The sequence below is a fragment of the Pantoea sp. B65 genome (assembly GCF_047308185.1).
Classification (GTDB): Bacteria; Pseudomonadota; Gammaproteobacteria; order Enterobacterales; family Enterobacteriaceae; genus Erwinia.
In genome coordinates this window covers 137690-151001 of record NZ_JAHXPU010000041.1, presented here as the reverse complement: position 1 = coordinate 151001, position 13312 = coordinate 137690, and the positions used below count along the sequence as shown (strand labels likewise).

General features: G+C 49.3%; 14 protein-coding genes and 2 tRNA genes. 12 read left to right on the top strand and 4 right to left on the bottom strand.

What is annotated here, in order from left to right:
* The first annotated feature begins 191 nt into the window (after positions 1-191).
* From JWF83_RS21055 to yccX, 3 genes are all read left to right on the top strand, one after another.
* Entirely contained in the window at positions 192-944 is a 753-nt protein-coding gene (locus JWF83_RS21055; RefSeq protein WP_413652389.1) for a DUF4225 domain-containing protein, read from the top strand.
* The gene (locus JWF83_RS21050) at positions 944-1330 is read left to right on the top strand and encodes a hypothetical protein (RefSeq protein WP_413652387.1); all 387 of its coding nucleotides are present in this window, start codon (positions 944-946) and stop codon (positions 1328-1330) included. The genes JWF83_RS21055 and JWF83_RS21050 overlap by 1 nt, the downstream gene beginning before the upstream one ends.
* A 72-nt stretch (positions 1331-1402) precedes the next feature.
* The gene (gene yccX / locus JWF83_RS21045) at positions 1403-1693 is read left to right on the top strand and encodes an acylphosphatase (protein ID WP_413652386.1); all 291 of its coding nucleotides are present in this window, start codon (positions 1403-1405) and stop codon (positions 1691-1693) included.
* A 1-nt stretch (position 1694) separates the two neighbouring features.
* Here the strand turns inward: yccX and tusE are convergent, their stop codons facing one another.
* Together tusE and yccA are read right to left on the bottom strand one after the other, a co-directional pair.
* The gene (gene tusE, locus JWF83_RS21040; protein WP_413652384.1) at positions 1695-2021 is read right to left on the bottom strand and encodes a sulfurtransferase TusE; all 327 of its coding nucleotides are present in this window, start codon (positions 2019-2021) and stop codon (positions 1695-1697) included.
* 104 nt (positions 2022-2125) lie between these two features.
* Complete coding sequence (gene yccA / locus JWF83_RS21035) at positions 2126-2782, bottom strand: FtsH protease modulator YccA (protein WP_413652383.1); 657 nt, start codon at positions 2780-2782, stop codon at positions 2126-2128.
* Between the two features lie 218 nt (positions 2783-3000).
* Between yccA and JWF83_RS21030 the strand changes: the two genes are divergently transcribed.
* The 5 genes from JWF83_RS21030 (at position 3001) to JWF83_RS21010 (ending at position 6065) form a co-directional block, all read left to right on the top strand.
* Positions 3001-3088: transfer RNA gene (locus JWF83_RS21030), tRNA-Ser, on the top strand.
* A 356-nt stretch (positions 3089-3444) separates the two neighbouring features.
* A complete protein-coding gene (locus JWF83_RS21025) occupies positions 3445-4209 on the top strand; it encodes a hypothetical protein (protein ID WP_413652382.1) in 765 nt (254 codons plus the stop codon).
* Complete coding sequence (locus JWF83_RS21020; RefSeq protein WP_413652380.1) at positions 4179-4562, top strand: VOC family protein; 384 nt, start codon at positions 4179-4181, stop codon at positions 4560-4562. The genes JWF83_RS21025 and JWF83_RS21020 overlap by 31 nt, the downstream gene beginning before the upstream one ends.
* Positions 4563-5780 carry an MFS transporter gene (locus JWF83_RS21015; protein WP_413652379.1) on the top strand — a complete coding sequence of 406 codons (1218 nt, stop codon included), beginning with the start codon at positions 4563-4565 and terminating at the stop codon, positions 5778-5780.
* Between the two features lie 197 nt (positions 5781-5977).
* Positions 5978-6065: transfer RNA gene (locus JWF83_RS21010), tRNA-Ser, on the top strand.
* Between the two features lie 51 nt (positions 6066-6116).
* Here the strand turns inward: JWF83_RS21010 and galE are convergent.
* Together galE and JWF83_RS21000 are read right to left on the bottom strand one after the other, a co-directional pair.
* A complete protein-coding gene (gene galE, locus JWF83_RS21005; protein ID WP_413652377.1) occupies positions 6117-7139 on the bottom strand; it encodes a UDP-glucose 4-epimerase GalE in 1023 nt (340 codons plus the stop codon).
* Positions 7140-7157: 18 nt separating this feature from the next.
* Positions 7158-8264, bottom strand: a complete 1107-nt coding sequence (locus JWF83_RS21000) for an ABC transporter ATP-binding protein (protein ID WP_413652375.1) — start codon at positions 8262-8264, stop codon at positions 7158-7160.
* 353 nt (positions 8265-8617) lie between these two features.
* Between JWF83_RS21000 and JWF83_RS20995 the strand changes: the two genes are divergently transcribed.
* From JWF83_RS20995 to JWF83_RS20980, 4 genes are all read left to right on the top strand, one after another.
* Positions 8618-9853 (top strand): extracellular solute-binding protein, encoded by a 1236-nt coding sequence (locus JWF83_RS20995; RefSeq protein WP_413652373.1) that lies wholly within the window; start codon positions 8618-8620, stop codon positions 9851-9853.
* A 119-nt stretch (positions 9854-9972) separates the two neighbouring features.
* Positions 9973-11223 (top strand): carbohydrate ABC transporter permease, encoded by a 1251-nt coding sequence (locus JWF83_RS20990; protein WP_413652486.1) that lies wholly within the window; start codon positions 9973-9975, stop codon positions 11221-11223.
* 10 nt (positions 11224-11233) lie between these two features.
* Positions 11234-12085 carry a sugar ABC transporter permease gene (locus JWF83_RS20985; RefSeq protein ID WP_413652371.1) on the top strand — a complete coding sequence of 284 codons (852 nt, stop codon included), beginning with the start codon at positions 11234-11236 and terminating at the stop codon, positions 12083-12085.
* A gap of 4 nt (positions 12086-12089) precedes the next feature.
* Positions 12090-13289, top strand: coding sequence for an arabinogalactan endo-beta-1,4-galactanase (locus tag JWF83_RS20980; RefSeq protein WP_413652370.1), 1200 nt, complete (start codon positions 12090-12092; stop codon positions 13287-13289).
* The last annotated feature ends 23 nt before the right edge of the window (positions 13290-13312 follow it).

Here is a 13312-nt window from a genome sequence, read left to right as displayed (position 1 = left end):
TGGGGGAGCAGGGGCCATGATACTGTCGGGCTAAATGATCCCCGGTTAGTGCATAGTCAGCAAATTATTTGATTCATCAGGCACTGCTCTCGACAGTGTTATATCTGTCGCACTATTAATCAGGCAGGGTTGCTCATATCTGCTGTTATTATTAACATAATGATAACTGAAAATGGATATCAGGAGGCGTTATGTTTTCGCTTAATAAAAATAAGGAAGCGTTCGAAGCGAGGATAAGTGAGCTAAGAAGGCTGGTTCATGATCTTTCAATAAAATACCTGCGATATAATTCATCAGAATTCTATTTCGATGTAGAACAATTAATTAATGAAATACAACAACAGATTGTTATCCATTGCCAGAGTTATCGCTGGGGGATTGAACAGTTGCAGAAAGAGATCGATGAGCTGCACCAGCAGGATATGGCGTTAACCACCGATCGGCTAAAACTCTATCTGATAGTCGAGAGGGAGCGTCAGTATAAAATAACCCTAAAACAGGTGGGCTTTGTCGGCGGCGGGGCACAGATGATGGCCGGGATTGGCGTATGTGTCGTTTCACTGGGCGCGGCATGTGCCGGCTACGGGTTACCGGTGCTATTACACGGGGCAAATAATGTTTATGAGAATGGCCACTATCTGTTATTGCGTGAAGAGCGGTCCGGTAGCGTGCGCGATGCCTGGCGTTATGCCGCTGGCAGGTTAGGTTATGGACATGACGATGCCGATATGGCGTATGCCGCCGTGGATTTAGCCCTGACAGCATATGGCGCTACGCAAAAGATACTGCTGAGCCGGGAAAAATCGTGGAAATTGTTTCGGCACATTCATTCTGACTATATCCATGGCTGGCAGGCTATGGGCAAACCCGCGCTGCCGGCTGAAGTGGCCGGTTTTTTAAATACCAATATATCGATATATAAAATTAAAGCTGGGGAGGAATAATGACAGAGATTATCCCCGCGGTAACATCATGGGAAGATGTGGCGCTCACCACAAAGTCCTGGTGGGTAGTTATAATATATTATGCTGTTTCGCTAATAATTTTTGTTTTTATCTATCAGCTGGGGTTAGCAGTAGAACGACGGTGGGGGATGTTAATGTTTTCCCTGGTGAGGGCTTTTATTGTTTATGTGGGAGCGATACAAGCTAGTATTTATTTTTATGGTCTATCAACCTTTTTTTTGTTTTTTTTGCATGATATGTTCCCGGCGAGTGTGTTTTTAAATGATTATGACTCGATACGATATACTGCCTTTGGGATTGCATGGCTTTACACATTGGCAGCGCCGGAGAAATGGCATGTGGAACCTGAATCAGAGCAGCGCTAAAGTGTTATCGCGCGCCAAAAACCGGCGCGTACTGTTACACTTATTCTGCTTTCCCGGTTAATAAGGTGACTTATGGCAAATGAAGACAATGATATTTGTATCAAATGCTGGGTGTATGGCATGGTGCAGGGAGTGGGTTTTCGCTATACCACGCAGGCGCAGGCAAAAACGCTGGGACTCACCGGCTATGCGCGTAACCTGGATGATGGCAGTGTAGAGGTGCTGGCATGCGGCGCGCAGCAACAGGTTGATACGCTGCTGGCGTGGCTGAAAGCCGGAGGGCCACGCAGCGCGCGGGTAGACAAAGTGCTGACTGAGCCGCACCAACCTGCTGAGTTGCCGCGCAGCTTTACGACGCGTTAATTCACAGACATTTGACCGGTCTGGGCAGGCCGGCGATTTTGGTGGCCTGCTTTGCCGGGCCTTCAGGAAACAGACGGAACAGATAGCGGCTGTTGCCTTTCTCTTCGCCAAATTTCTGCGCCATGGCTTTTACCAGCATGCGCACCGCCGGTGAGGTATTGAACTCGAGATAAAACTCACGCACAAAGCGCACCACTTCCCAGTGCGCATCGGTCATTTCGATCTGTTCTTCCGTGGCGATCTGCAATGCCAGCGCCTCGCTCCAGTCGCTGACCTGCTGCAGATAACCCTGCGCGTCGCGCGCAATCTCTTTACCTTCAAATAACACGCTATTGCCTCATTTACGGTTTACGCTGCGCAGTTTAGCAAACTTTTTCGCCGGCAAAAATAAAGCCCCGCAAGCGGGGCTTTATTTCTGTACATCAGGCCTGGTTAGTTGCTACGGGCAAAGCCGAGAATACTCAACAGGCTAATAAAGATATTGTACAGCGAGACATACAGGCTGACGGTGGCGCGGATGTAGTTGGTTTCCCCACCGTGGATGATATTACTGGTTTCCCACAGAATGGCACCGGCGGAGAACAGAATAAACATCGCACTGATCGCCAGATGCAGCGCCGGGATTTGCAGGAACAGGTTAGCGACAACCGCGACCAGCAGCACTACAAAGCCGGCCATCATCATGCCGCCAAGGAAGGACATATCTTTGCGCGTTGTCAGGACATAGGCTGAACAGCAAAAGAACACTAATGCCGTACCGCCCAGAGCCAGCGCAATCACATCGCCCATCCCGGCGCTGAGGAAGCTGTTCAGAATCGGACCCAGGCAGTAGCCAAGGAAACCGGTAAAGGCAAAGGCCGCCAGAATACCTGCCGGGCTATTAGCCAGTTTATGCGTCAGAAACATCAAGCCGTAGAAGCCAACCAGCATCAGGATCAAACCTGGCGCAGGCAGGGCGAATACGGTGCTGGCGGTTGCCGTAATGGCCGAAAAGGTCAACGTCATGCCAAGCAGGAAGTAGGTATTGCGCAGAACTTTATTCGTACTTATTAGCGAACTTTCGCGTGTGGAAGTAACAATGCGATCCATAAAGCGCCTCTTATCAGGTCACAAATATCGTTATAACAATAGGCAGTGGGACGCCACAAAGGAAGCCGTTTTACCCTTCTTTACGCGTTAAACTGCTGATTATCCGCGCGCGATGGTGATAATTGCGTCAAAAAAACCGCAGTTGGCGATTTTTCAGCCGAACGAATCAAAACAGGCTTTACAATACTCAGACACATGTTTATAGTGCGCCTCATTGCGGAGGGGTGGCCGAGTGGCTGAAGGCACCGGTCTTGAAAACCGGCGACGGGAAACCGTTCGAGAGTTCGAATCTCTCCTCCTCCGCCATCTTCTCTTAGCGTTCTGCCAGACCTGAAATCCCAACCTGATTCTGTTCTCTTCGTTATCCCTTCTGTTGTTTGTGGTATTTCGTTACCTATCTAATAATTATATTTTATTTTGTTACCCTGGTGCTGACCCTTTATTGTGTTCCGCTGATGCCTGATAATATGCCGCCAGTTTATCGTTGGTGACAGAGGCTAAATCTCCCTCTGGACAATAATTAAAATCTATGTTAATCGACAATAATGCGATTTTTTAATTGCGTAGTTGCATTAATCAATTATGATTAGGTCTGAATGGTTATTTTTATTCTAATATAATTATCATGAATATGATTAGCCTTGCAATCAAGGAGGGTTGCTATGGAGATTAATACCCCGCAGCGAGCTCGTGCATCACTATTATTTAGCGATGCAATTCGGCATGTTCTTGATCCAGATAATCAGGATGTTTCATTTTCTTTTGTCGATACGTCATTAGCGAAAGTTATCGCTTTTTCGACCAATTACCAATGGCATCTTAATTATTGGGCGTGCAATCTCGATAAAGGAATGCAGCAGCGACTGATACCAGGGGTAAAGACCTGGCAATCCTATGATTATGCTCATACCGCGATCCTTAAAAAATTTTTACCTGATAGAAAAACTAAAATCGATATCTGTACACGCCATGGCGATTGTTATGAAATTATGTCATTAAGTTGTAATTATGATATTGATTTTAATAATATTTGCCGTCTTTTTTCCCTCAAGCCCAGACTCAGCGCAGTGGCAAGCAGTTTGTACCATAAACGGCAGGATGAACTGGCGCTTCCTTTGCGAGATGCTGTCTCTGCCAATCGCTATACAGCACAGCCTCGGGATACATTTCAGCTTAAAAAATGGCAGTTTGGTCATCTGGTATTTACCGATCTTGAAATTGATACTCTGCGTCAGTTACTGATGTGTCGTTCGGTAAAGGAGATTGCTTATGCCCATCATTGTAGCGTGAAAGTAGAACGACACAGGATTGATAATATAAAGCAAAAAGCGGGCTGTCAGTACCACCCTAATTCAGCTCTGTTTGATATCTTAAATCAGCATGGGGTCATTCAGGCATGTCTGGCAAACTGCATCATATATCGGTGACCTGCCGTGATATAGAGAAATCCCGGGGTTTCTATTCTCTGCTGGGTTTTATCAGCCAGAAGAAATATGAAGATGGTCAATGCACCATTTTATGGCTGGGTGGGATGGCAGGCATTATTGAATTGTTTAATTTCAAAACAATTGCGCCGGAATATTGCCGGCCAAAAAAAGTCACCACTACCGGTATCACGCATATTGCCTTAATGACTACGGATTTAGCGGCAATCAGACAGTGTCTTGAACAACATGGCTACGCCTGTGAGCAAAACCGAACCGCGAGGATCGGTGCGTTTGACTATTTTTTTACCGCCGATCCGGACGGGAATCTGGTCGAGATTATCGAGGAACATTAAATGAGATGGAAGCAAAGGATTGCGGTTGTCGCGGGTAATGCGATGGAGTATTACGATATTGCCGTCTATGCGGCGATATCGGGATGGTTGTCAGTGCTGTTTGAACAGCACGGTGTGCGGCATGGCAGCGCTATGGTATGGGGAATATTTGCTCTACGCTTCCTTATCCGGCCACTGGGGGGGATTCTGATTGCCCGCTATGCAGAAAAGAAGGGCAGGAAAGCGGCGTTGATTGTTACCAGTAGCTTAACCGGCGTTGCCACCTTCGCCATGGCATTTATGCCGGTCAATTTTGCCGGTCATGCGGTGGTTTTTGCCTTTCTGCTACTGCAAATGTTGCAGGCATTTTCTTTTGGCGGCGAATATCCCACGGTGATTAATTATCTGCTGCGCGATGCCCGGCAGAATGAATCGGCCAGAATCAGCGCCCTGATTGTCGGCAGCTCTCTGGTGGGGGTGGTCGCTTCCCTCAGCATTGTATTAGTACTGAACATGGTGCTTAGTGATAGCCAAATGCTGGAGTATGGCTGGCGTATACCATTGTTGATTGGTGGACTGAATGTCGTTATCTGCTTTTGGTTTCGTACGCGTCTGCCTTTTCAGGCGCCAGAGGCGAGGGCAAAACGGAGAAGGAGTCTGCTGAATAAACATGTTTTACTTATTTTCATGCTGACCATCACTGGCTCGGTGGTATTTTATGTACAAAATATGGCCAGCACGTTAATTGGTAACGCTCTGCTGATAGGTGAGCTAAAGGCTTTTTACCCGATTATTAATTCGCTGTTATTAATGTTAATGCTGGCTGCCGTAGCTATCTGGGTGGATAAGTTTTCTGATCCACAGAAAGCCTATAACCGGGGCGTCGTCTCTTTGTTACTACTGGCGATACCACTCTATTGGTTAATGGACAGTCAGTCATGGTTAGTGATGGCGCTGGCGGCGTTAGTGCTGTCTTTTATTAGCGCACTGATTCTGGCCAATCTGGCGGCTGTATTGTGGCAGACGGCGGGCGATCGGGATGTGGCGCTGGGGCTGGGTTATAATCTGGCGTCCTCAATCTTTGGCGGCTTAACCCCGGCAATTATTAACGCGGTTATTCCTTATGGGTTCGTCTATGCCGGTCTGTATGTAGCGCTATCGGCGTTGCCACTATTTCTGGCGTACAGATTTCACGCAAAGTGGAACGAAGATGGGGAAACGCTGGCCGCGAATAAATAATTTCTGATGGCGGAAAGCACACTTTTTCAGCATAACAACTTAAAAGACAGGCAATTAGCGCATATTTTCGGCGGTCAGTAACAATCGCGTTATTTGCCTGTTGCTCTCCCACAATCAACCCATTACACTGCTACGCATCTTGAAGACCTGAGCCGTGTATTACAGGGTTTTAAGATGGCTTTAGTAATAAAGTCTGCGGAGGGGTGGCCGAGTGGCTGAAGGCACCGGTCTTGAAAACCGGCGACGGGAAACCGTTCGAGAGTTCGAATCTCTCCTCCTCCGCCATCTTTACTCCCACTTACGCCATGAACAGTCCTGTTCAGACTCTCTGCGATACTACTCTCCGACCGCATAACCATGCGGATTATTTTTCTGCCAGCGCCATAAATCTTGCATCATCTGATGAATATCACGTGTTACCTGCCAGCCAAGCTGCTGTTTTGCCCGATGCACATCAGCCCAGAATGCGGCCAGATCGCCATCACGTCGCGGCAAAATCTGATATGGGATCTTTACGCCGGAAGCCTGCTCAAAGGCATTAACCATCTCCAGTACGGTGTAACCGACCCCCGCGCCAAGATTGTAAGCCTCGAAAGCGCTAATCTGCGGTAAATGGTCCATGGCAGCCAGATGCCCTGCGGCAACATCCATCACATGAATATAGTCACGTACGCCGGTGCCGTCCCGGGTAGGGAAATCCGCACCAAAAACCCCCAGTTTTTCCCGCTTACCGACTGCCACCTGGGCAATATAGGGCAGCAGATTATTAGGTATTCCCAGCGGATCTTCGCCAATGCGGCCAGAAGGGTGGGCGCCTACCGGATTGAAATAACGCAGCGCGATAATCGCAAAGTGCGCATTGGCCCGGGCGAAGTCTTGCAGGATCTGTTCAACCATAAATTTGGAGCTGCCATACGGGCTGCTGGTACCGCCTGTCGGCATTGTTTCGCGGTACGGGACCGGTGAGTCTGCGCCATATACCGTCGCCGATGAACTAAATATCAGCTGCCGGACATCCGCCTGGCGCATCGCCTCCAGCAACACCAGCGTGCCGGCAACATTATTCTGGTAATACTCCAGCGGTTTACGGGTGGATTCGCCGACGGCTTTTAGTCCGGCAAAATGAATAACGCGGGTAATCGGATGCTGGCTAAACAGCGCATTAAGGCAGGCGATATCGCGAATATCACCCTGGCAAAATGTTGCTGCTTTACCGGTCAGCGCGGCCACCCGCCGTAATGATTCTGCCGAAGCGTTCGACAAATTATCCACTACCACCACATCCTCACCCCGTTCCAGCAATGCCAGCACGGTATGGGAACCGATATAGCCGGCACCGCCGGTGACTAAAATGGTCATTTCAGATCCTTATACAACTTAATGGGCTGGCACCGGTAAGTCGGCGCTGATGCGCTCACCTGCCGCGTTAAACACCAGACACTGACTGGCGCTGAAACCGGGCTGCAGTTTTTGATAGGGCTTAAAGTGCACATCCCCCGGTAACAACATTTTAAAACCGTCATGACCATGGCACTGTCCGAACAGATAGGTGTTGTTGCCGAGGCGCTCCACGACTTCGCAGTGAAAATCGAGACGCAGTGGCGAGTCGCTGGTGGTGGTCAGATGCTCCGGGCGAATACCCAGCGTCACACTTTCACCGATGCCGACTTCACGGCTGTGGATCGGTAGTACCAGCGTTGTTGCGCTATCGATGGTTACCGTAAGCGTCTCCGGCTGCCAGCTTACGACAGTGGCGGGCAGGAAATTCATCTTTGGCGAACCAATAAAGCCGGCGACAAACTTATTGACCGGGTTGTAGTAGAGCGCCATCGGCGAGCCCATCTGCTCCACCTTGCCGTAATTCATTACGACAATTTTGTCTGCCAGGGTCATTGCCTCAACCTGATCGTGAGTGACATACACCATGGTGGTTTTCAGCTCCTGATGCAGTTTGGCAATATGCAGTCGCATATCAACGCGCAGCTCGGCATCGAGGTTGGAGAGCGGTTCATCAAACATAAATACCTTCGGATTACGCACGATGGCGCGTCCAATGGCAGTACGCTGACGCTGCCCGCCGGAAAGTTGCTTTGGCTTGCGGTCCAGCAGATGGGAGAGTTGCAAGGTTTTCGCTACCATCTCCACCTGATGGCGAATCTCATTTTTGGGCATGCCATTGACTTTCAGACCGTATCCCATATTTTCCGCCACCGTCATATGGGGATAGAGCGCGTAAGACTGAAACACCATTGCCACGCCACGATGGGCGGGGGCGACATCATTGACCCGCTCATCGCCAATCAGCACGTCGCCATCACTGATCTCTTCCAGACCGGCAATCATCCGCAGTAGGGTGGATTTGCCACAGCCGGATGGACCGACAAACACGGTAAATTCACCGCTCTCAATATCGAGGTTGATATCGTGCAGCGTTACCACTTTGTCAAAACGCTTGGTCACATTCCTTAATCTGATACTCGACATGCCTCAATCCTCAAAAGTTAACCGACAGGCAGCGACGAAGCAGGTTGTTATGGTAATTTTTGTATTACGTATAACAATTATTCTTGTCGCTGCCGGAGTGTCTGAAAAGCGTGTAATGACTATAACTGCGCTGATTTTCCTGCCCTATCGCTGCTTTTCATTTCTGCAATCAGGATCACACAATAGCGATAATTGTATAGAATAAACAGTATTGTAAGGGTAGCGTATAACAAAATCAGTTGTCGCCTGCGGATGCGCTGACAGTGGCACAGGCAGTGAGATTGAGGCTGTTACGTCATTTGCTAATTAAGACGTTATGGTTAAAAATGTAATACCTTCACATGAGGCAGATAATGAAAACCAAAAAGATAACCGCTCTGGTATTGACTACCCTCGTTGCCGGCCAGTTTGCCAGCTTTATTGCCAGCGCAGCGGATCAGCAGCTGACGGTCTGGGAAGACATTAAGAAATCGGTGGGTATTAAACAGGCGGTGACTGATTTCGAAAAGCAGTACCACGTAAAAGTTAATGTGCAGGAGATGCCTTACGCCCAGCAGATTGAAAAGCTGCGTCTGGATGGTCCGGCGGGTATCGGCCCCGATGTGCTGGTGATCCCTAACGATCAACTGGGCGCGGCGGTGGTGCAGGGACTGCTGTCACCGCTGAAAGTGCCGGAGGCTGAAACCCGGGCATTTACGCCATCGTCGATCAATGCTTTTACCATGAATAACACCCTTTACGGTTTGCCGAAAGCGGTGGAAACCCTGGTGCTGATCTACAACAAAGATCTGCTGCCAAAACCGCTGACCACGCTGGATGAATATTATGCCTTCTCAAAGCAGCAGCGTGCAGAGAATAAATACGGCCTGTTAGCGAAATTTGACCAGATCTATTACAGCTGGGGCGTTATCTCCCCTATGGGCGGCTATATCTTTGGCAAAAACGGCAAAGGCGGGCTGAATACCCAGGATGTCGGTCTCAATACCGCCGGCAGCGTAGAGGCGGTGACCTATGTGAAGAAATTTTATGCCGATGGTTTATTCCCCTCCGGGATTATTGGCGACAGCGGACTGAATGCTATCGACTCGCTGTTTACCGAGAAAAAAGCGGCGGCGGTGATAAACGGTCCATGGGCTTTCCAGCCCTATGCTGATGCCGGGATTAATTACGGTGTCGCACCGTTGCCAAAACTGGCCAATGGTAAAAGCATGAGTTCTTTCCTCGGCGTGAAAGGTTATGTGGTCTCTACCTGGAGTAAAGATCATGCGCTGGCACAGAAGTTTATCGAATTTATTAATCAGCCGGCATATGTGAAAACCCGTTATGAGGTGACCAAAGAGATCCCGGCACTGACGGCGATGATTGACGATCCGCTGATTAAAAATGATGACAAAGCCAGCGCGGTAGCGGTTCAGGCGGCTCTGGCCACCGCGATGCCGGGCGTGCCGGAAATGCAGGAAGTCTGGGGGCCGGCCAACTCGGCGCTGGAACTGAGCGTCACCGGTAAACAGCAGCCGAAAGCGGCGCTGGATGACGCGGTGAAGCAGATACATATGCAGATCGAAGCGATGAAGGCCAGCAACCAGTAATACCGTTGGTATTTGCCAGCTGAACGGGAGGTTTCCCTCCCGTGATATAGAAGGAGCAGTGTGTGATTCTTAGTCCCAGTGACAATTTAACCGCCGGTAAGGGCCGCAGCCGCTACGCGATTGCCGCGCTGGCATGTGCTCTGATACCTGGCTTCGGTCAGTTTTATAACCGACAGTGGGCGAAAGGGCTGATCTTTCTGCTGCTGCTCAGCAGTTTTATCGGTGTTTTTCACGATTTTCTCGCTGAGGGTCTGTGGGGGCTATATACCCTCGGTGAGGAAGTGCCGCGTGATAACTCTATTTTCCTGCTGGCAGAAGGTATTATCACACTGTTGATCCTTGCATTTGGCGTGGCCATTTATGGCCTGTCACTGCGCGATGCATGGATCAATGGCAAAAAACGCGATGATGGCTTTGCGCTGAATAGTGTGCGCAAACAGTACCAGATGTTACTGAGTGAAGGTTTCCCGTACCTGATGATCACCCCGGGATTTATCCTGCTGGTATTTGTGGTGATCTTCCCGATCCTGTTTGGCTTTTCCATTGCCTTTACCAACTACAACCTTTACCACACGCCGCCGGCGAAGCTGGTGGATTGGGTCGGGTTTAAAAACTTTATCAATATTTTTACCCTTGCTATCTGGCGTTCTACTTTCCTCGATGTGCTGCAGTGGACGGTGGTCTGGACACTGTTAGCGACTACCCTGCAGTGTACCGTTGGGGTGCTGCTGGCTATTCTGGTGAATCAGAAGGATTTACGCTTCAAACCACTGATTCGCACTATCTTTATCCTGCCATGGGCGGTACCGGGCTTTGTCACCATTCTGGTCTTTGCCGGGATGTTTAATGATAGTTTTGGCGTCATTAACAATGCCATCCTCGACTTTTTTGGGATTGCGCCAAAAGCCTGGATGACCGATCCCTTCTGGACGAAGACCGCATTAATTATGATGCAGACCTGGCTGGGCTTTCCGTTTGTCTTCGCCATGACTACCGGGGTGCTGCAGGCGATCCCCGATGATTTGTATGAAGCGGCTACCATGGACGGCGCCGGCAGCTGGACGAAATTAACCACCATCACTTTGCCGCTGGTGCTGTATTCAATTGCGCCGATCATTATTACGCAATACACCTTTAACTTTAATAACTTCAATATTATCTATTTGTTTAATAACGGCGGCCCGGCGGTGGCAGGTTCGAATGCGGGGGGGACGGATATTTTGGTTTCATGGATCTATAAGTTAACCATGTCCTCATCGCAATATGCGATTGCGGCAACCATTACCATATTACTTTCCATCTTTGTGGTTGGCCTGGCGTTATGGCAATTCCGCGCCACGAAGTCATTTAAAAATGATGATATGGCTTAAGGGTAACAATATGGCACACTCCCGCAGTATCCGAAAAGAGAAGTGGATTCGTTTATCACTTTCATGGCTGGTGATTATTCTGGTCTCCACCATTATTATTTATCCACTGATTTGGACCATTGGCGCATCGCTTAATGCCGGTAACAGCTTGCTGAGTAGTTCGATTATTCCGCAAAATCTCTCATTCCAGCACTATGCCGATCTGTTTAACGGCCAGGTTAACTATATGACCTGGTACTGGAACTCAATGAAGATCAGTTTCCTGACCATGGTGCTGACTTTAATCAGCGTCAGTTTTACCGCCTATGCCTTTTCACGTTTTCGGTTTAAAGGACGACAGAACGGGTTGATGCTGTTCTTACTGCTGCAGATGATCCCTCAGTTTTCGGCACTGATTGCCATCTTTGTATTGTCGCAGCTGCTGGGTCTGATTAACAGCCATCTGGCGCTGGTGTTGATCTATGTCGCCGGGATGATTCCGATGAACACCTACCTGATGAAAGGGTATCTGGATGCGATTCCAAAAGATCTTGATGAGTCTGCACGCATGGATGGGGCCAGTAATTTCCGTATTTTTATTGAAATTATTATGCCGCTGTCGAAGCCGATTATTGCGGTAGTTGCGCTGTTCTCTTTTACCGGCCCGCTCGGCGATTTTATTTTGTCGAGTACCATTTTGCGTACGCCGGATAAATATACCCTGCCGATTGGCCTGTATAACCTGGTGGCGCAAAAAATGGGCGCCAGTTATACCACCTATGCCGCAGGAGCGGTACTTATTGCGGTGCCAGTAGCGATTCTCTATCTGGCATTACAGAAGTACTTTGTTTCCGGTCTGACCTCGGGAAGTACCAAAGGATAATAAGATGAATATAAAACCGACTTTATTAAGCCTCTGCCTGGCTGGTTTACTGTCGTCACCTCTTTTTGCCGCCGATACAGTAACGGTCAGGCCGCTGCTGAATCAGCCCGCTGACTTTATCAAAGGGGTGGATATTTCCACGCTTGCTGAAGTGGAAAAACACGGCGGTAAATTCTATGACCAGAATAATCAGGCGCAGGATGCCTTAACCATCCTTAAACATAATGGCGTCAATTATGTGCGTCTGCGTCTGTGGGTGGATCCAAAAGACAGCGCCGGCAGTGCTTATGGCGGTGGCAACAACGATCTGGCGACCACGCTGGCGCTGGCGAAGCGGGTTAAGGCGCAGGGGATGAAGCTGCTGCTTGACTTCCATTACAGTGATTTCTGGACCGACCCGGGTAAGCAGTTTAAGCCGAAAGCCTGGCAACAGATGGACTATGCCCGGTTGAAAACCACCCTTCATGACTATACCCGCGACACCATTGCCACCTTTAAGCAGCAGGGGGTATTGCCGGATATGGTGCAGATCGGGAATGAAATTAATAGCGGCATTTTATGGCCGGAAGGGAAAAGCTGGGGCGAAGGCGGCGGCGAGTTCGACCGGCTGGCCGGGCTGCTAACCGCAGCAATTGACGGCGTACGCGAGAATCTGGACTCGCCAGCGCAGGTGAAAATTATGCTGCACCTCGCCAAAGGTACGCGCAATGATACGTTCCGCTGGTGGTTTGATGAAATAACCAAACGCAATGTGCCGTTCGATGTGATTGGCCTGTCGCTTTACACCTACTGGGATGGCCCGATCAGCGCACTGAAACTGAATATGGATGATATCAGCAAGCGCTATAACAAAGATGTGATTGTGGTAGAGGCGGCTTACGGTTACAGCCTGCAAAACTGTGATGATGCAGAAAATAGTTTTAATGCCAAAGAGGCGAAAGAGGGGGGGTATCCGGCGACGGTACAGGGGCAGGCTGATTATATCCACAATTTGATGCAAAGCATTATTGACGTGCCGGGTCAGCGCGGCAAGGGCATTTTTTACTGGGAGCCGGCCTGGATTGCCGTATCGGGTGCCGGTTGGGCCAGTAAAGCGGGAATGAAATATATCAGCGATGAATGGAAGGAAGGGAATGCCAGGGAGAACCAGGCGTTATTTGACTGCCAGGGGAAAGTGCTGCCTTCAGTAAAAGTATTTAATTAACCTGTATTAGCATCAGATGCGTT

Coding starts and splice junctions, on each gene's coding strand:
- JWF83_RS20985 (WP_413652371.1), top strand. CDS start 11,234: ATGGCACACTCCCGCAGTATCCGAAAAGAGAAGTGGATTCGTTTATCA.
- JWF83_RS21025 (WP_413652382.1), top strand. CDS start 3,445: ATGGAGATTAATACCCCGCAGCGAGCTCGTGCATCACTATTATTTAGC.
- JWF83_RS21050 (WP_413652387.1), top strand. CDS start 944: ATGACAGAGATTATCCCCGCGGTAACATCATGGGAAGATGTGGCGCTC.
- JWF83_RS20995 (WP_413652373.1), top strand. CDS start 8,618: ATGAAAACCAAAAAGATAACCGCTCTGGTATTGACTACCCTCGTTGCC.
- JWF83_RS21015 (WP_413652379.1), top strand. CDS start 4,563: ATGAGATGGAAGCAAAGGATTGCGGTTGTCGCGGGTAATGCGATGGAG.
- JWF83_RS21000 (WP_413652375.1), bottom strand. CDS start 8,264: ATGTCGAGTATCAGATTAAGGAATGTGACCAAGCGTTTTGACAAAGTG.
- JWF83_RS21055 (WP_413652389.1), top strand. CDS start 192: ATGTTTTCGCTTAATAAAAATAAGGAAGCGTTCGAAGCGAGGATAAGT.
- galE (WP_413652377.1), bottom strand. CDS start 7,139: ATGACCATTTTAGTCACCGGCGGTGCCGGCTATATCGGTTCCCATACC.
- JWF83_RS21020 (WP_413652380.1), top strand. CDS start 4,179: ATGTCTGGCAAACTGCATCATATATCGGTGACCTGCCGTGATATAGAG.
- JWF83_RS20980 (WP_413652370.1), top strand. CDS start 12,090: ATGAATATAAAACCGACTTTATTAAGCCTCTGCCTGGCTGGTTTACTG.
- yccA (WP_413652383.1), bottom strand. CDS start 2,782: ATGGATCGCATTGTTACTTCCACACGCGAAAGTTCGCTAATAAGTACG.
- yccX (WP_413652386.1), top strand. CDS start 1,403: ATGGCAAATGAAGACAATGATATTTGTATCAAATGCTGGGTGTATGGC.